The organism is Citrobacter sp. S-77 (assembly GCF_963864895.1).
GTDB classification, from domain to species: domain Bacteria; phylum Pseudomonadota; class Gammaproteobacteria; order Enterobacterales; family Enterobacteriaceae; genus Citrobacter; species Citrobacter murliniae.
In genome coordinates this window covers 2,173,073-2,189,152 of sequence record NZ_CAWLWU010000002.1, presented here as the reverse complement: position 1 = coordinate 2,189,152, position 16,080 = coordinate 2,173,073, and the positions used below count along the sequence as shown (strand labels likewise).

Below are 16,080 nucleotides of genomic sequence, written 5' to 3'. Positions count from 1 at the left end.
ATCGCAGGATATGGTTATATCATGAGCGTATTTACTCTTTATGAAAAATGAATAATATTAACCACACCATTCACGAATAGAGAAAAACAATGGATCTGACGCAACTGGAAATGTTCAATGCTGTTGCAGAGACCGGCAGCATTACGCAGGCGGCCACAAAGGTACACCGTGTGCCATCCAATCTCACTACGCGTATTCGCCAGCTTGAAGCCGATCTGGGCGTCGATCTGTTTATTCGTGAAAACCAGCGTCTCAGGCTTTCCCCCTCCGGGCATAACTTTCTACGCTACAGCCAGCGGATCCTGGCACTGGTGCAAGAAGCGAGAATGGTTGTCGCCGGGGATGAGCCGCAAGGACTGTTCTCTCTCGGATCGCTTGAAAGTACAGCGGCGGTCCGCATCCCTGCAACACTGGCGGAATATAATCAACGCTACCCCAAAATCCAGTTTGCGCTGGCAACAGGCCCCTCAGGCACCATGCTGGACGGTGTACTGGAAGGTACGCTGAATGCCGCATTTGTTGACGGTCCGATTACTCACCCAGGGTTAGAAGGAATGCCGGTATACCGTGAGGAGATGATGATTGTCACCCCCCACGGACACGCCCCGATCCATCGGGCCAGCGACGTCAATGGTTGCAGTATTTACGCCTTTCGCGCTAATTGCTCATACCGCCGCCATTTTGAAAGCTGGTTTCATGCCGATCGCGCAATGCCTGGCACAATCCATGAAATGGAGTCGTATCATGGCATGCTCGCCTGCGTCATCGCCGGAGCCGGAATTGCGCTAATACCGCGTTCAATGCTCGAAAGCATGCCGGGGCATCATCAGGTTAACGCCTGGCCGCTTAGTGAAAACTGGCGTTGGCTGAATACCTGGCTGGTCTGGCGTCGTGGGGGCATGACGCGGCAACTGGAGGCGTTCATTGAAGTACTGACCCCTCAACTCTCACAAAACTCAGATTAACCGACGTCAGTCAGATGGCGATGGCAAGGAAGCGATTCTCACTCCTCTTAACGTGTGAATCCGCCATAACTGTCGTCAGACTGGTCATATGTGCAACACCGAATAAGTGACAACGTCACTTATTATGGCTTTATGATTAGACCTCATCTCTTCTTCGGTTCGTATTACAACGTGACCAGCCTGTAACATACGGGCAAAAAACGAGATCTGAATCACGAAATGTTTGTATTTTAGCCAGTAAACGTTTTAAGATCATGGCCTCACCTTTTCGCAACTAACCCGACTAATTTATATGACAACAAACACTGTTTCCCGCAAGGTCGCGTGGCTACGGGTAGTTACGCTTGCAATTGCCGCTTTTATTTTTAATACCACTGAGTTCGTCCCCGTTGGTTTGCTGTCAGACATCGCGCAAAGTTTTGGTATGCAGACCGCTCAGGTCGGGATCATGTTGACAATCTATGCCTGGGTTGTCGCACTGATGTCGCTGCCTTTTATGCTGCTCACCAGCCAGGTCGAACGGCGCAAACTTCTTATTTGCCTTTTCATTCTGTTCATCGCCAGTCATGTGCTCTCTTTTCTGGCGTGGAATTTTACTGTGCTGGTTATTAGCCGTATTGGTATTGCTTTTGCGCACGCCATTTTCTGGTCAATTACCGCATCGCTGGCCATCCGGCTGGCACCTGCCGGTAAACGTGCGCAGGCTTTGAGCCTGATTGCCACCGGGACCGCACTGGCGATGGTGTTAGGTCTGCCGATCGGGCGTATCGTCGGTCAGTATTTTGGCTGGCGCACCACCTTCTTCGCTATCGGTATGGGCGCACTTGTTACCCTGGTCTGTCTGGTTAAACTGCTACCAAAACTGCCCAGCGAACATTCCGGTTCTTTAAAAAGTCTTCCACTGTTGTTCCGTCGTCCGGCACTGATGAGCCTCTATCTGTTGACGGTTATTGTAGTCACCGCGCACTACACCGCTTACAGCTATATAGAGCCTTTCGTTCAGACCGTCGCCGGACTAAGCGCAAACTTCGCTACCGTGCTACTGCTGATTCTGGGCGGGGCTGGCATTATCGGCAGCATTATCTTTGGCAAACTGGGGAATCAATACTCCTCCGCGCTGATAGGTAGTGCCATCGCATTGTTGACGGTGTGCCTGGTACTGTTGCTTCCTGCAGCCGACAGCGAAATGCACCTTGCCATACTGAGTATTTTCTGGGGTATTGCCATTATGGTGATAGGTCTGGGGATGCAGGTGAAAGTGCTGGCGCTGGCACCGGATGCCACCGATGTTGCCATGGCGCTGTTCTCCGGTATTTTTAATATTGGTATTGGCGCAGGAGCGCTGGTGGGAAATCAGGTGAGCCTGCACTGGTCAATGTCTACGATTGGCTACGTAGGTGCCCTGCCTGCCGTTATTGCACTGATATGGGCGGTGATTATATTTCGCAAATGGCCAGTTACGCTGGAAGAACAGCCTCAGCAGTAGTGAAAACCAGGCCCGACAGGAATATCGGGCCTGTTGTTTAATGGTAGGTTTGAATAATTTCCAACACACCGTTAATAATAAACTGCACACCCATACACACCAGCAAAAAGCCCATCAGACGGGAAATGGCCTCAATACCACCTTTCCCAACGAGGCGCATGATGCCGCCAGAACTGCGCAAACACCCCCAGAGAATAATCCCGACAACCGCGAATATAATCGGCGGTGCAATCATGATCACCCAGTCAGGAAATTCAGAACCGTGACGCACGGCAGAGGCCGAACTGATGATCATTGCAATTGTACCCGGCCCGGCAGTGCTTGGCATCGCCAGCGGGACAAATGCAATGTTGGCAGTTGGTTCATCCTCCAGCTCTTCTGACTTACTTCTCGCTTCCGGGGAGTCATGCGCCTTCTGCTGCGGAAACAGCATTCTGAAGCCGATAAACGCAACGATTAACCCACCCGCAATACGTAATCCGGGAATCGAAATCCCGAAGGTATTCATTACCACCTGCCCGGCATAGTACGCCACCATCATGATGGCAAACACGTAGACAGACGCCATTAAAGACTGACGATTACGCTCCGCGCTGTTCATGTTGCCGGCAAGGCCAAGGAACAACGCCACGGTGGTTAACGGGTTTGCCAACGGTAACAGGACCACCAGCCCCAGTCCTATTGCTTTAAACAAGTCCATCATAAGATCATCTTTCCTGTGCGTTATTCGTCAACGGCAAGTATAAGGTGAAACACCAGGGATAAGCCATTTAAGCGATGTAAGGATTCATTTTGCGTCTTTACGCATAAGCCATAATTATCAGAATGTTAAAAATAAGCACACCGCAAGCGACACCCACGACTTTAGCAAAACGTGGCATTCGCTGATCCATTCATTTGACTTATATTTGCCTAAGCAATAATATCAGCCGTGACTAACTACTTGCCAGGGCAACCATTGTGAAAAACACCAGTGATCTGTTCAACGAAATCATCCCACTGGGTCGTTTGATCTACATGGTTAATCAGAAAAAAGATCGTTTGTTAAACGACTATCTGTCACCGCTGGATATCACTGCATCGCAGTTTAAGGTGCTCTGCTCCATCCGATGCGCGGTGTGCATTACCCCTGTCGAATTGAAAAAAGTGCTGTCTGTCGACCTTGGCGCCTTAACGCGGATGCTCGACAGGCTGGCCTGTAAGGGCTGGATCGAAAGGCTTCCAAATCCACATGACAAGCGAGGCGTGCTGGTGAAACTCACCGAGCATGGCGCGGCAATTTGCGAGCAGTGTCATCAATTAGTAGGGCAAGACCTGCACCAGGAACTAACAAAAAACTTAACGGCGGACGAAGTAACAACGCTTGAGCATTTGCTTAAGAAAATCCTGCCGTAAACAGAAAGAGGTATGACGATGTCCAGACGCAATACTGACACAATCACTATTCATAGCATTTTGGACTGGATCGAAAATAACCTTGAATCGCCGCTCTCGCTGGAAAAAGTGTCTGAGCGTTCGGGTTACTCCAAATGGCACCTGCAACGGATGTTTAAAAAAGAGACTGGCCATTCATTAGGTCAATACATTCGCAGCCGTAAAATGACTGAAATAGCGCAAAAATTAAAAGAAAGTAACGAACCGATCCTTTACCTGGCTGAGCGTTACGGCTTTGAGTCCCAACAAACGCTGACCCGGACATTTAAAAACTATTTTGATGTCCCGCCGCATAAATACCGAATGACCAATATGCACGGCGAATCCCGGTATTTGCATCCACTTAATCAATGTAATTGCTAATCGCCAGTAAAACGACGTAACCGAGGAAATCATGAAACTTCTGTCATCTGCAATGCTGGCCCTGCTGCTTGTTGTTTCGGGCCAGAGCATGGCGGAACAAACTGCGCAGCCTACGCTACAAAATAATCGTGACGCGATGATTATGCCCCCTGCGCAGGAACAGTCCCCATTCGATTTCAACCATATGGGGGCCGGAAGCGATAAGTCCGACGAATTGGGCGTGCCTTACTACAATATGCGCAGCCTATAATTCGTTTTGCCCCGCCACCGCGGGGCTTTTTTTAGCCCCTCATCTGCACAATCTTGCGCAAACGAAAGCCGAACACGTTGATATACAGCCCCGCCATAATCAACAACGCGCCAATAAGCTGCAACCCGCTTAGCGTTTCATCAAGCAGCACAGCCGCGCTCGCCAGACCAACCACCGGAACCAGCAACGACAGCGGTGCGACACGCCAGGTCTCATAACGTCCCAGTAGCGATCCCCAAATCCCATAACCCACAATAGTCGCCACAAAGGCCAGATAGACCAGCGAGAGAATTGTCGTCATATCAATCGTGACGAGGCTGTGGACGATTTGATCAGCCCCATCAAGGAACAACGATGCCAGAAAGAACGGGATAACGGGAATCAACGCACTCCACACTACCAGCGACATCACGGCCGGACGCGAAGTATGCTGCATGATCTTCTTATTGAAAATATTACCGCAGGCCCAACTCAGCGCCGCCGCCAGCGTCAGCATAAAACCAAGCATTGCCACATGTTGTCCATTCAGGCTGGCTTCTATTAAAACCAGAACACCAAATACTGCCAGCGCGATCCCAACCAGTTGTTTACCCTGTAAACGCTCACCAAAGGCGAATGCCCCGAGCACAATAGTAAAAAAAGCCTGAGCCTGTAATACCAGCGACGCCAGTCCCGCGGGCATGCCAAATTTAATAGCGCTAAAGAGAAACGCAAACTGCCCAAAGCTGATGGTCAGGCCATAACCGAACAGCAATGAAAGTGGGATTTTGGGGCGCGCCACAAAGAAAATAGCCGGAAACGCCACCAGCAAGAAACGCAGCCCAGCCAACATCAACGGCGGCATATTGTGCAGACCAACCTTGATGACGACAAAATTCAGTCCCCACACGACGACGACCAGTAACGCCAACAACCCGTCTTTACGCGACATTCTACCGCCCCTGGAATTATTAAATTTTTGTAAACAAGTTAAAGTAACGGAAATCTTTGTACCGTAACAGATCATTAATTCAGGTAGGCCATACAGCGCATTTTCAGACAACTTATTGAGTGTACATCACACTTTTGACATGCTATTTCTTTCCGATATCTAAAAAAAACATAACAACATGCACTGTCGGGCAGGAAAATGAATACCACCTTGAGAAGGTCCACCCTCGCTTTACTCGCCTCATCTTTATTACTAACCATTGGACGCGGCGCCACACTGCCGTTTATGACTATCTACCTCAACCGTCAATACGGACTGAGCGTCGATCTGATTGGCTACGCCATGACGGTCGCACTGACAATAGGTGTCATTTTCAGCCTGGGGTTCGGTATTCTGGCAGATAAGTTCGATAAAAAACGTTATATGCTGCTGGCAATTACCGGCTTTGCATCCGGCTTTATTGCGATTCCTCTGGTGCATAACGTGGTGGTGGTAGTTCTGCTTTTTGCGCTGATCAACTGCGCTTACTCAGTCTTCGCCACGGTGCTGAAAGCCTGGTTTGCCGATAATCTCTCTGCCACCAATAAGACCAAAATTTTTTCGCTCAACTACACCGTACTTAACATTGGCTGGACGGTGGGTCCACCGCTCGGTACGTTGCTGGTGATGCAAAGTATTAATTTGCCCTTCTGGCTGGCGGCGCTTTGCTCGGCCTTTCCGCTGGTGTTTATCCAGACCTGGGTGAAGCGTTCAGAAACGACATCAGAAGGTGTGAATGCATCAGTATGGTCTCCGTCGGTTTTGCTGCGTGATAGAGCATTATGTTGGTTTACGCTGTCTGCTTTTCTGGCCTCATTTGTCGGCGGCGCATTTGCGTCCTGTATTTCTCAGTACGTTATGGTTGTCGCAGACGGTAATTTTGCCGAAAAAGTGGTCGCTGTCGTCCTACCCGTCAACGCAGCGATGGTAGTGACATTGCAATATGCCGTCGGGCGCCGACTCACTGCTGCCAATATTCGACCACTGATGGCCGGAGGGACACTCTTCTTCGTTTTGGGGCTGGTCGGATTTATTTTCTCAGGCAACAGCTTGCTACTTTGGGGGATATCCGCAGCATTCTTCACAATTGGCGAGATTATTTACGCTCCCGGTGAATACATGCTCATCGACAACATTGCACCGGCGGGTATGAAAGCGAGTTATTTCTCCGCCCAGTCACTGGGCTGGCTTGGCGCAGCGGTAAACCCGTTAGTCAGTGGCGTTATTTTGACGACGTTGCCATCCTGGTCACTGTTTGTGGTGCTTATTATCGCCATCGTCCTTGCCTGGGCACTGATGCTAAAAGGGATGCGCGCCAAGCCCTGGGGTCAGCCAGCGGTCTGCTGATCATGCAGCTACAGAGCCCGGGCGGCTCTGTAGCCTCACTACTCAGATAGCCACCAGCCCACGCACCCCCTCTGCTTGCATATTTTCTCCCAATCCACTTTGAATAATACTTCCGCGCGACATCAACAAATATCGGTCGGCAAGTTGTTCGGCAAAGTCATAAAATTGTTCCACCAGCAAAATCGCCATATCACCACGATGTGCCAGTTGAGAGATAACCTGGCCAATTTCTTTAATGACTGAAGGCTGGATCCCCTCGGTCGGCTCATCGAGTATCAATAGCTGTGGACGACTCGCCAGTGCCCGACCAATCGCTAACTGTTGCTGTTGCCCGCCAGACAGATCGCCGCCCCGGCGGTGTTTCATCTCTTTCAGGACCGGAAAGAGCGCATAGATTTCATCCGGAACAGACTTTGCCTGATGCGCAGGAAACCGGGACAATCCGAGCAGCAGGTTCTCTTCCACCGTCAGACGAGGAAATATTTCCCTCCCTTGCGGTACATATGCCACGCCAGCCTGAACGCGCTGGTGCGGCTTTCGCTGCGTGATATTCTTCTCCTGCCAGATTACACTTCCGGTGCGGGTCGGAATGAGCCCCATCAGGCACTTCAGCAGCGTCGTTTTTCCAACACCATTACGCCCCAGCAGACATGTTACCTCGCCGATATGCGCTTCAAAGCTCACGCCGCGTAGAATATGACTACCGCCATAATATTGATTCAGTTCGTTCACCTGTAGCATCAGAACCTCCTATCGCCCGAGATAGACTTCAATAACCTGCTCATTGGCCTGCACTTCACGCAGACTCCCCTCGGCCAGAACACGCCCCTGATGCAAAACAGTGACATGGTCAGCGATGGTTTCAACGAAACCCATATCATGCTCAACGACCATTAGAGAGTGTTTACCGGCAAGTGTCCGAAACAGCTCTGCGGTGTATTCCGTTTCTGCATCGGTCATCCCTGCTGCTGGCTCATCCAGCAACAACAAATGCGGCTCCTGCACCAGCAGCATGCCGATCTCCAGAAACTGTTTTTGTCCATGAGAAAGCAGTCCGGCGCGACGACGACGATCGTTATCCAGCCGCAGTAGCCCCAACATGTCATGAATACGATCCCGCTGTTCCCCCGAAAGACAAGCCCGTAAGGAACCCCACACGGATTTATCATTTTTCATTGCCAGCTCAAGATTCTCTTCCACTGTCAGAGCTTCAAATACCGTAGGCTTCTGAAATTTACGCCCAATCCCCTGACGGGCAATAGCGACCGAATCAAGCGCGGTTAAATCTGTCGATTGGTCATAAATCGCACGTCCACTCTGCGGCCTTGTTTTGCCGGTAATGACATCCATCAATGTCGTTTTTCCTGCACCGTTAGGGCCAATAATGCAACGTAACTCCCCTACACCAATGTTGAGTGTTAAATCTGTTAGCGCCTGGAAACCATCAAAGTTAACGTTGATTTTTTCCAGTTGCAGTACCGGGTCAGTTTGATTACGAAAGCGGTCGCCGGGCATCTGACGGGTAAAAAGTCCTTCATCTGGCAGCATTATTTATCTCCCTTACGAAACAAGCCGATCACCCCACGAGGTAAAAACAGCGTTACGCCAATAAATATCAGGCCGAGAAACAGCTGCCAGTACTCCGGCATAATGACGGTAAACCAGCTTTTAGCACCGTTGACCAGCAGTGCGCCAAATACCGGACCAATTAGCGTGCCACGCCCACCCAGCGCAACCCAAATGGCCGCTTCGATTGAGTTGGTTGGCGACATTTCACTGGGATTAATAATGCCTACCTGTGGGACATACAGTGCCCCTGCCAGCCCACATAGCACCGCAGAAAGTGTCCACACCAACACCTTGAATCCTTTCGGGTCATAACCGCAAAACGTCAGACGGTTTTCAGCGTCACGTACAGCAGTCAAAATACGGCCAAACTTACTGCGGGCAAGCGCCAGTCCCAGCCACAGCGCCAGAACCAACAGCATTACGGTCGCTAAAAATAAGGCGACACGAGTTGAGGTTGCGGTAATGGGAAACCCCAGAATCGTCGTGAATCCGGTAAAACCATTGTTGCCGCCAAACCCGGTTTCATTGCGAAAAAACAACAGCATCCCGGCAAAAGTCAGCGCCTGGGTCATGATGGAAAAATAGACACCTTTGATTTTTGACCGGAAAGCAAAATAGCCAAATACCAGCGCCAGCAGACCGGGAACCAGAACGACCAACAGCATTGCCCAGATAAAATGTTGCGTTCCCCACCAGAACCAGGGCAGTTCGCTCCATGACAGGAAAGACATAAATGCGGGCAATTCTTCGCCAGACGCCTGACGCATCAGATACATCCCCATTGCATAACCCCCCAGCGCGAAGAAAATGCCATGTCCGAGAGAAAGCATTCCGGCGTATCCCCATACCAGATCCAGCGCAACCGCAACAATGGCATAACAGAGGATTTTTCCAACCAGGGTCAGCGTCCAAACGGATATTGCCAGCGGATGCTCTGCAGGCAGGAGCGCAAGAAACGGCAATATAATCAGCGCGAGCAACAAACTCAGCCCCAGTATCCGCATTGTACGCGGCGCTTTACGCGCCAACGTTAATGTCATTGGCATCGTCATCAGTCAATAACCCTCCCTTTCAGCGCGAACAATCCCTGGGGGCGTTTCTGAATAAACAGAATGATTAGCACCAGGATCATAATTTTGCCGAGTACAGCGCCAACCTGCGGTTCAAGTATTTTATTGAAGATCCCAAGGCCAAACGCGGCAGCCACACTGCCTGCAAGTTGCCCAACGCCGCCGAGCACTACCACCAGAAACGAATCGATAATGTAACCCTGTCCCAGTTCAGGTCCGACGTTGCCTAGCTGCGACAACGCCACACCACCCAGTCCGGCAATTCCGGATCCCAGGCCAAAAGCCAGCATATCCACACGCCCGGTAGGCACACCGCAACAGGCCGCCATACTGCGATTTTGCGTTACCGCACGCACGTACATTCCCAGACGTGTTTTATTCAGCAACAGCCAGGTAAAGAACAGAACCAGAATGGCAAAACCAAGTACCACGAGCCGGTTCCACGGCAAAATCAGGTTGGCATAGACCTGGATGCCACCCGATAGCCATACCGGGTTAGCAACCTCCAGGTTCTGTGCCCCAAAGGTCATGCGCACCAACTGGATAAGCATCAAACTGATCCCCCAGGTCGCCAACAGCGTTTCAAGAGGGCGTCCGTATAGATGACGAATAACGCCGCGTTCGAGAATCATCCCTATCCCTGCGGTAAGAAGAAAAGCAACCGGCAGTGCGACAATCGGGTAAAAGGACAACCACTGTGGAGTAAAGTGGATCATCAGTTGTTGCACCATCCAGGTACAGTAGGCCCCAAGCATCAGCATTTCACCATGTGCCATATTGATGACGCCGAGTAACCCGTAAGTAATTGCCAATCCCAGAGCTGCCAGCAGCAAAATTGACCCCAGTGATAACCCCATAAACGCCTGCCCAAGAAGATCGCTAATCATCATGCGATGGCCGATGGAATTCAGGCTCTCGCTTGCTGCCGCGCGTACGCTGGCATCAGGTTCATATTCAATCTGGGTAAAGGGTTGTAACCGCGCCTGAGTTTCAGGATCATTTGACTCAGCCAACAGTTTGATCGCCTGGCGTCTGACCTGCGGCAACGTGCTGTTGAGTTGCAGATTTGCCAGTGCAATGGAGAGCTGTGACTTCACGCCTGCATCAGTCTCCTGCGCCAGCCTTTGTTGCAGAAACGGCAACATGGCAGGAAGTGCTTCCCGTTGCAATGTCCTTGCAGCGGCAACTCTTTCAGTGACACTGTCACTTAGAAGTTGATGTATCGCCAGCGTCCCGGCGACCAGATTACGTAGTCGGTTAGTCAGGCGGATTTTTGTTAACTCCCCGGATGGGCTGGTCACTGCACCAAGCGGTTGCACCAGGGTGCCATTCATTGTAAACGCATTCTTTGCGCTGTCGGTCAGCAGACTTTCGCTCCCCAATGCATACAGCACAGGTAAACGTTGCGCCTCAGGGTTGAGCGACCATTGTTCCAGTAAGGCGGCCTGTTGAGTACGGCTGGCTGCGGTAAAGATATCGGCATCTGTTGCCTGTGCTATCCACGGCAAAAGCCACGTCAGCAGCAACACGCCACGAATTAAGCGCATGGCTTTCATGATAGCGTTCTCCAAAATTGCGCCCTCCCGCAGGAGGGCAAAAGATCAGTTGCTGGCAGTTTTGACGGGCTGTTCTGACTTTTTGTCATTGCCGCTGATATACGGACTCCACGGCTGAGCGCGGACTGGGGCATCGGTCTGCCATACCACGTTGAACTGGCCGTTACTTTCAATTTCACCAATCATGACCGGTTTATGCAGGTGATGGTTGGTTGAATCCATCGTCAGGGTAAAACCTGAAGGTGCAGCGAAAGATTGCCCTGCCATCGCAGCACGTACTTTATCCACATCGGTGGTGCCGGCTTTTTCCACCGCCTGCGCCCACATATGCAGGCCGACGTAGGTCGCCTCCATCGGATCGTTTGTCACTACAGAATTCGCATTCGGCAGCTTATGCGCTTTGGCATAGGCCCGATAATCAGCAACAAACTTCTGATTAGTTGCATTATCAACGGACTCGAAGTAGTTCCAGGCCGCCAGATTTCCCACCAGTGGTTTGGTATCAATGCCACGTAATTCCTCTTCGCCAACTGAGAATGCCACCACCGGAACATCCGTTGCTTTCAGCCCCTGGTTAGCCAGTTCTTTATAAAACGGAACGTTGGAGTCACCATTAATGGTCGATACCACCGCTGTTTTGCCGCCAGCGGAGAATTTTTTAATACTGGCAACAATTGTCTGATAATCGCTGTGTCCAAATGGGGTATACACTTCTTCAATGTCTTTATCGGCGACGCCCTTCGAATGTAAAAAGGCGCGCAAAATTTTATTAGTTGTACGGGGATAGACATAATCCGTACCAAGCAGGAAGAAACGTCTGGCGCTGCCGCCGTCTTCGCTCATCAGGTACTCAACCGCCGGAATCGCCTGCTGGTTAGGTGCTGCTCCTGTATAAAAGACATTAGGTGACATCTCCTCACCTTCGTACTGCACTGGATAGAACAGCAAACCGTTTAGCTCTTCGAACACCGGCAGAACCGATTTACGCGACACCGATGTCCAGCAGCCAAAGACCGCCGCCACCTTATCCTGACTCAACAACTGACGGGCCTTTTCGGCAAACAACGGCCAGTTTGAGGCCGGGTCAACCACCACCGGTTCCAGCTTCTTGCCCAACACACCACCACTGGCATTGATTTCATCGATGGTCATTAGAGCCACATCTTTAAGCGGTGTTTCAGAAATTGCCATCGTCCCTGACAATGAATGCATGATGCCGACTTTAATAGTGTCTGCGGCCTGGACGCTAAAACTTAGCCCCATTGCCACAGCAGAGGCCGAAAGAGCAAAAGCTTTTAGTAATGTACGACGCTGCATAATTTCACTCCTGAAAGATGATTTGCGAAAGCTCCGGTGCAGCCGGGCTGACAAAACGGTGCAAATTAAGGGTGTTCAGAAGTAATAAGGCAAAAACGATGCCAGATATTTTAAGCCCATTTAAAATCAATGAATTAGAAACAAATACAGGAATTCAACTGCAACACCTGGGCTCAAATGCCAGGTAAGTTGAACCACCATGAAACAGCGTTGCATTAGAAACGTGCAACACTTTGTATCGGTTGCAGCATCACAAACGGGGATAATGACAGTCGCTTTTTGAGTTCCTGCATTATTCCATCATTATTTTCGTCACTATTATTTATTTTCCTCGACGAAATAGCGTTAAAAACTTACCTTTCCGTCGAAATAATCACATAGTTCAGCCTTTGTTTAAGTTTGAATTGCTACTCTATATCCAAAATAATTTGAGTTGCTGGCAAGCGACAACTGAGCGAAGCCCCAGGTAACTTGAAGTATGGAGGGTATGGTTATAAACGAGGTGAAATTAAGGTAAGAGAGGAAACTCAAAAAGCAAAGGAGTAATTTAATATGTTAGGTAATATGAATATTTTCATGGCAGTTCTGGGAATTATTTTATTTTCCGGTTTTCTGGCCGCCTATTTTAGTCACAAATGGGATGATTGATGAACGACGATAGTCCTGCACCGAACCGGCCCCTTGTAGCGTAACTGCACAAGGGGCCATTTTTTTACCCGCCACAGTCCAGTAAGAATTTTCCAGCGTAACAGGTAAAAAAAAACCGCCGGACAGACCAGCGGTAAATGCTTGCATGGATAGATTTGTGTTTTGCTTTATACGCTATCAGGCGATTCCCTGCTGAGATAACGGATAGTCGTCTATGCTATCATTGACAACCCCAATGAAAGTTAAACGAAACGAAACTCCCCAGACAAAACTCACTCTCTGACCCGTGGCATCAATCGATCGTTAGTCTCAACCAACCTGATTTGCTGATGTTGATCCATAAACATACAGCGATTCCTGCCAGTCTGCTTCCCTTCATACATCGCACTGTCCGCCCGCCCGAGAGCGATATCCAGCGTTTCCCCCTGGTGCACACGGGAGATACCTGCAGTCACAGTGATGCTCAGTTCGCCGTCAGGATATGAGATTTTTTTACCGCCAATTAAATGGCAAATACGTAATCCCGCCTGGTACGCTTGCTCATCAGTCTTCGTCCTGATAAGGATAATGAACTCTTCACCACCATAGCGATACGCGGTTTCATCATGACGTGTCCATACTTGTAGATTTGCAGCCAGACTACGCAACACCATGTCGCCAACCAGATGACCATAAGTATCATTAACATATTTAAAACGGTCGATATCCAGCAATACGATGTACAAATTAAGTGGCTCAGCATCGAGCAACTGGCGGTCAAAAGTCTCATCAAGCATCCTTCTGCCGGGCAACCCGGTTAACACATCGATATTGCTACGAATATTGAGTAAATATATTTTATAGTCCATTACCGCAGACGTAAACGACAATAGCGCGTCCTGAAAGCTATCAAAATGCCATGAATGACTACGCTCTGCGACTATCGCCAATAGTAACTCTTTACCTAACGAGTGCATTTTTTCATGCGCGGATGTAATCCCGGCAATATAACTACAATCTCCATTATTTTGCGGCGCAGAATTATTTAACCATTGACCAAATTTGCAGGCACAATGCGCGTGAGATCCTGTAATGTCCAACTGCGTGACGTCAGACGATACGACGCAGCGGAACATTTTCACCAACCATTTGTAGTGAGCATCAATTGAATGATTGAGTTCCAGCAAAATTGTATCTATTTCCGGTGTTCTTTTTATCATCTCGACTCCCTTCCCTGTGTGAGCACTTCAACAGAAACAGTTTAACGATAAAAAAGAAAACTTATGTAAACTTATTAATAGTAGTTAATATACCACCGTTAAAATTAGTAGTGATACGGGCTGTTATTACGCAGACTGTATCACCCTCACGGCTATGCTTTTCTGAGGCTGGAGACTCTCAATTCCAGTTCTGAAATATCTCCAGATGATAATAGTGGTTGTAACTCTAGCAACCTTTCTTCTGGAATTTGATATAAATCAAGATCCCGTAATCGCTTAATATCATTTTCAGGAAATCGATATTTTATGATTTTTGCAGGATTGCCCCCAACGATTGCGTATGGAGGTACATCTTTGGTAACAACCGAACCAGCGGCCACTACGGCGCCTTCTCCAATGGTGACGCCAGGCATTATCATTGCTCGCATACCTAACCAACAACCATCCTGTAGTACGGTATCACCACGAAACTGGTAGGCATCCTTAATAGATTCCATAAAGGGATAAAGACTTATCCAGTCAAGCCGATGTGTACTGTTCCCCCCCATAAGAATAACGCTCTCCGCGCCAATACAGACAAAATTACCGATAATCAGCTTATCCAGATGGCCAAGAGGTTCCCAGTCTCTACTAACCTCATCACCGAGCAAATATCGCACAACTGAATGTTCAAATCCTTTATCCCAACAGTCACTGTAATAGCTATGAGTCCCTTTGATACAAATATTTGGGTTAGTCACTGTCTGATGAAGATATTCCATTCTTGACCAATGCTTTCCTGACATTTCCGTCATCCTTTTATATAGCGTTTTTAAAAAACAACGCAATTATGAATGGCCTCATTATATCTGATTGTCATGAGAGAAAGCAGATGAGTCATCTGGCGGCTGACGAACCTGAAGCTGGTGGTTATCTGGCACAGAATAAAGTTGGGGGTTCTACTCCAGGTTTATCCGTAACATCAACAATCGCTATGGATTCGTGATATCGTTTTTTGCATAAACTAACAACGGAGACATGTATGCGTGTCGACACAAAAGTAAGGATTTGTTCACTATGTTACCTGGTTTGTGCGTACGCTATCGCAGTTGTAGTCATGGCGTTGTTTGCTGATTTTGTTGTAGCGGGTGTAGCCATTGATCTGTGGAGAGGCGAACTTACTGTCACTGATTACTTTGAGTTACGAAAACTACTTTTGCTCAAACTTTCAGGGCTGGGTGCAATAATCGGCTTTGTGGTATGGTTTTTCTTCTACCGAAAGCAATCTCATCACGATCCGTTAGATAAATATTTCAAATAGACAAGGCCGCTGAAAAAACGCAGCTTTATCCTTCGCCTGTGATTATTGTCATGCAAACATGATCGAGAACGCATTTTCCGGTGATTACCGGGATTAGTGTGTGATCGGTTCCCTGAAGGACATAATCATGAAAAAGTTACTAATATGTTGCTTATTCGGAAATACAGCCAATTCTCTGGCAAAAAAAATGCAGAAAATAGCGAACGCACAAAACCACCAGATGATAATCAGCGCAGTTGGGCTGGATAATTTTGCCAGTGTGGCACCTGCATTCGACTGTTTTCTGGTTGCTCCCCACATCCAGTACAAACTCTCTGAGCTCAAAGCCGTTGTCGGTGACTTACGCCCCATTGCTGTTATAGAAAGTCTTCCGTATGCCTCGCTGGACGGAGAGAAAGTATTAAGCTTTGTACTCGCTCATATGCCAGAGATGATCGATTAAATTGTGCGGTCGACCATACACATCATGTATAGGTAATTTATCAACTTAAGCGCGGCACATTACCTTTATGTACGCCACTACGCCGGAAACACTCACCTCGCCCAGAACATACTGGACGAGGTTCGAGGGAGATTCCTGTAAATAAAAACCGGGAAGAATTCCCC

The 16,080-nt window shown here is 49.0% G+C and carries 18 protein-coding genes; 9 read left to right on the top strand and 9 right to left on the bottom strand.

Annotated elements, in window-relative coordinates:
- The first annotated feature begins 89 nt into the window (after positions 1-89).
- Together ptrR and AACS05_RS11085 are read left to right on the top strand one after the other, a co-directional pair.
- A complete protein-coding gene (gene ptrR, locus AACS05_RS11090; RefSeq protein ID WP_045442743.1) occupies positions 90-965 on the top strand; it encodes a putrescine utilization regulator PtrR in 876 nt (291 codons plus the stop codon).
- A 292-nt stretch (positions 966-1,257) separates the two neighbouring features.
- Entirely contained in the window at positions 1,258-2,451 is a 1,194-nt protein-coding gene (locus tag AACS05_RS11085) for a sugar transporter (protein WP_045442742.1), read from the top strand.
- Between the two features lie 37 nt (positions 2,452-2,488).
- On the opposite strand, the gene AACS05_RS11080 is transcribed toward AACS05_RS11085, so the two are convergent.
- On the bottom strand, positions 2,489-3,154 hold the full coding sequence (locus tag AACS05_RS11080) for a MarC family NAAT transporter (RefSeq protein ID WP_045442735.1): 666 nt from the start codon (positions 3,152-3,154) through the stop codon (positions 2,489-2,491).
- Between the two features lie 257 nt (positions 3,155-3,411).
- On the opposite strand from AACS05_RS11080, the gene marR reads away from it, so the two are divergent.
- Genes marR through marB form a run of 3 tightly spaced genes read left to right on the top strand, consistent with a single transcriptional unit; the run spans position 3,412 to position 4,498 of the window.
- Entirely contained in the window at positions 3,412-3,846 is a 435-nt protein-coding gene (gene marR, locus AACS05_RS11075; protein ID WP_045442733.1) for a multiple antibiotic resistance transcriptional regulator MarR, read from the top strand.
- An 18-nt stretch (positions 3,847-3,864) separates the two neighbouring features.
- Entirely contained in the window at positions 3,865-4,248 is a 384-nt protein-coding gene (gene marA, locus AACS05_RS11070) for an MDR efflux pump AcrAB transcriptional activator MarA (RefSeq protein WP_138140554.1), read from the top strand.
- A gap of 31 nt (positions 4,249-4,279) precedes the next feature.
- The gene (marB, locus tag AACS05_RS11065) at positions 4,280-4,498 is read left to right on the top strand and encodes a multiple antibiotic resistance protein MarB (RefSeq protein WP_045442728.1); all 219 of its coding nucleotides are present in this window, start codon (positions 4,280-4,282) and stop codon (positions 4,496-4,498) included.
- Positions 4,499-4,529: 31 nt separating this feature from the next.
- Here the strand turns inward: marB and eamA are convergent, their stop codons facing one another.
- Complete coding sequence (gene eamA / locus AACS05_RS11060) at positions 4,530-5,429, bottom strand: O-acetylserine/cysteine exporter (RefSeq protein ID WP_045442725.1); 900 nt, start codon at positions 5,427-5,429, stop codon at positions 4,530-4,532.
- 198 nt (positions 5,430-5,627) lie between these two features.
- On the opposite strand from eamA, the gene ydeE reads away from it, so the two are divergent.
- Entirely contained in the window at positions 5,628-6,815 is a 1,188-nt protein-coding gene (gene ydeE / locus AACS05_RS11055; RefSeq protein WP_045442723.1) for an efflux MFS transporter YdeE, read from the top strand.
- 42 nt (positions 6,816-6,857) lie between these two features.
- Here the strand turns inward: ydeE and urtE are convergent, their stop codons facing one another.
- Genes urtE through urtA form a run of 5 tightly spaced genes read right to left on the bottom strand, consistent with a single transcriptional unit; the run spans position 6,858 to position 12,327 of the window.
- Entirely contained in the window at positions 6,858-7,556 is a 699-nt protein-coding gene (urtE, locus tag AACS05_RS11050) for an urea ABC transporter ATP-binding subunit UrtE (protein WP_045442720.1), read from the bottom strand.
- A 9-nt stretch (positions 7,557-7,565) separates the two neighbouring features.
- Complete coding sequence (urtD, locus tag AACS05_RS11045) at positions 7,566-8,363, bottom strand: urea ABC transporter ATP-binding protein UrtD (protein ID WP_045442718.1); 798 nt, start codon at positions 8,361-8,363, stop codon at positions 7,566-7,568.
- Positions 8,363-9,436, bottom strand: a complete 1,074-nt coding sequence (gene urtC, locus AACS05_RS11040; RefSeq protein WP_045442716.1) for an urea ABC transporter permease subunit UrtC — start codon at positions 9,434-9,436, stop codon at positions 8,363-8,365. Before urtC ends, urtD begins: the two co-directional genes overlap by 1 nt.
- A complete protein-coding gene (gene urtB, locus AACS05_RS11035) occupies positions 9,436-11,010 on the bottom strand; it encodes an urea ABC transporter permease subunit UrtB (protein ID WP_045442713.1) in 1,575 nt (524 codons plus the stop codon). The genes urtC and urtB overlap by 1 nt, the downstream gene beginning before the upstream one ends.
- A 45-nt stretch (positions 11,011-11,055) precedes the next feature.
- The gene (gene urtA / locus AACS05_RS11030; RefSeq protein WP_045442711.1) at positions 11,056-12,327 is read right to left on the bottom strand and encodes an urea ABC transporter substrate-binding protein; all 1,272 of its coding nucleotides are present in this window, start codon (positions 12,325-12,327) and stop codon (positions 11,056-11,058) included.
- Between the two features lie 552 nt (positions 12,328-12,879).
- Between urtA and mgtS the strand changes: the two genes are divergently transcribed.
- Positions 12,880-12,975 carry a protein MgtS gene (mgtS, locus tag AACS05_RS11025; RefSeq protein ID WP_000901362.1) on the top strand — a complete coding sequence of 32 codons (96 nt, stop codon included), beginning with the start codon at positions 12,880-12,882 and terminating at the stop codon, positions 12,973-12,975.
- A gap of 272 nt (positions 12,976-13,247) precedes the next feature.
- Here mgtS and AACS05_RS11020 read toward each other — a convergent pair whose 3' ends face one another.
- Both AACS05_RS11020 and AACS05_RS11015 read right to left on the bottom strand, forming a co-directional pair.
- On the bottom strand, positions 13,248-14,174 hold the full coding sequence (locus AACS05_RS11020; RefSeq protein ID WP_045442704.1) for a diguanylate cyclase: 927 nt from the start codon (positions 14,172-14,174) through the stop codon (positions 13,248-13,250).
- Between the two features lie 152 nt (positions 14,175-14,326).
- The gene (locus AACS05_RS11015; protein WP_045442702.1) at positions 14,327-14,959 is read right to left on the bottom strand and encodes a CatB-related O-acetyltransferase; all 633 of its coding nucleotides are present in this window, start codon (positions 14,957-14,959) and stop codon (positions 14,327-14,329) included.
- A 236-nt stretch (positions 14,960-15,195) separates the two neighbouring features.
- Between AACS05_RS11015 and AACS05_RS11010 the strand changes: the two genes are divergently transcribed.
- The gene (locus tag AACS05_RS11010; protein WP_045442700.1) at positions 15,196-15,474 is read left to right on the top strand and encodes a hypothetical protein; all 279 of its coding nucleotides are present in this window, start codon (positions 15,196-15,198) and stop codon (positions 15,472-15,474) included.
- A 127-nt stretch (positions 15,475-15,601) separates the two neighbouring features.
- On the top strand, positions 15,602-15,916 hold the full coding sequence (locus AACS05_RS11005) for a PTS sugar transporter subunit IIB (protein ID WP_045442697.1): 315 nt from the start codon (positions 15,602-15,604) through the stop codon (positions 15,914-15,916).
- Positions 15,917-16,080: the final 164 nt, after the last annotated feature.

Excerpts from the sequence above, each read along its gene's own strand:
- ptrR (WP_045442743.1), top strand. The coding sequence starts at position 90 with ATGGATCTGACGCAACTGGAAATGTTCAATGCTGTTGCAGAGACCGGC.
- AACS05_RS11085 (WP_045442742.1), top strand. The coding sequence starts at position 1,258 with ATGACAACAAACACTGTTTCCCGCAAGGTCGCGTGGCTACGGGTAGTT.
- AACS05_RS11080 (WP_045442735.1), bottom strand. The coding sequence starts at position 3,154 with ATGATGGACTTGTTTAAAGCAATAGGACTGGGGCTGGTGGTCCTGTTA.
- marA (WP_138140554.1), top strand. The coding sequence starts at position 3,865 with ATGTCCAGACGCAATACTGACACAATCACTATTCATAGCATTTTGGAC.
- marB (WP_045442728.1), top strand. The coding sequence starts at position 4,280 with ATGAAACTTCTGTCATCTGCAATGCTGGCCCTGCTGCTTGTTGTTTCG.
- eamA (WP_045442725.1), bottom strand. The coding sequence starts at position 5,429 with ATGTCGCGTAAAGACGGGTTGTTGGCGTTACTGGTCGTCGTCGTGTGG.
- ydeE (WP_045442723.1), top strand. The coding sequence starts at position 5,628 with ATGAATACCACCTTGAGAAGGTCCACCCTCGCTTTACTCGCCTCATCT.
- urtE (WP_045442720.1), bottom strand. The coding sequence starts at position 7,556 with ATGCTACAGGTGAACGAACTGAATCAATATTATGGCGGTAGTCATATT.
- urtD (WP_045442718.1), bottom strand. The coding sequence starts at position 8,363 with ATGCTGCCAGATGAAGGACTTTTTACCCGTCAGATGCCCGGCGACCGC.
- urtC (WP_045442716.1), bottom strand. The coding sequence starts at position 9,436 with ATGACGATGCCAATGACATTAACGTTGGCGCGTAAAGCGCCGCGTACA.
- urtB (WP_045442713.1), bottom strand. The coding sequence starts at position 11,010 with ATGAAAGCCATGCGCTTAATTCGTGGCGTGTTGCTGCTGACGTGGCTT.
- urtA (WP_045442711.1), bottom strand. The coding sequence starts at position 12,327 with ATGCAGCGTCGTACATTACTAAAAGCTTTTGCTCTTTCGGCCTCTGCT.
- mgtS (WP_000901362.1), top strand. The coding sequence starts at position 12,880 with ATGTTAGGTAATATGAATATTTTCATGGCAGTTCTGGGAATTATTTTA.
- AACS05_RS11020 (WP_045442704.1), bottom strand. The coding sequence starts at position 14,174 with ATGATAAAAAGAACACCGGAAATAGATACAATTTTGCTGGAACTCAAT.
- AACS05_RS11015 (WP_045442702.1), bottom strand. The coding sequence starts at position 14,959 with ATGTCAGGAAAGCATTGGTCAAGAATGGAATATCTTCATCAGACAGTG.
- AACS05_RS11010 (WP_045442700.1), top strand. The coding sequence starts at position 15,196 with ATGCGTGTCGACACAAAAGTAAGGATTTGTTCACTATGTTACCTGGTT.
- AACS05_RS11005 (WP_045442697.1), top strand. The coding sequence starts at position 15,602 with ATGAAAAAGTTACTAATATGTTGCTTATTCGGAAATACAGCCAATTCT.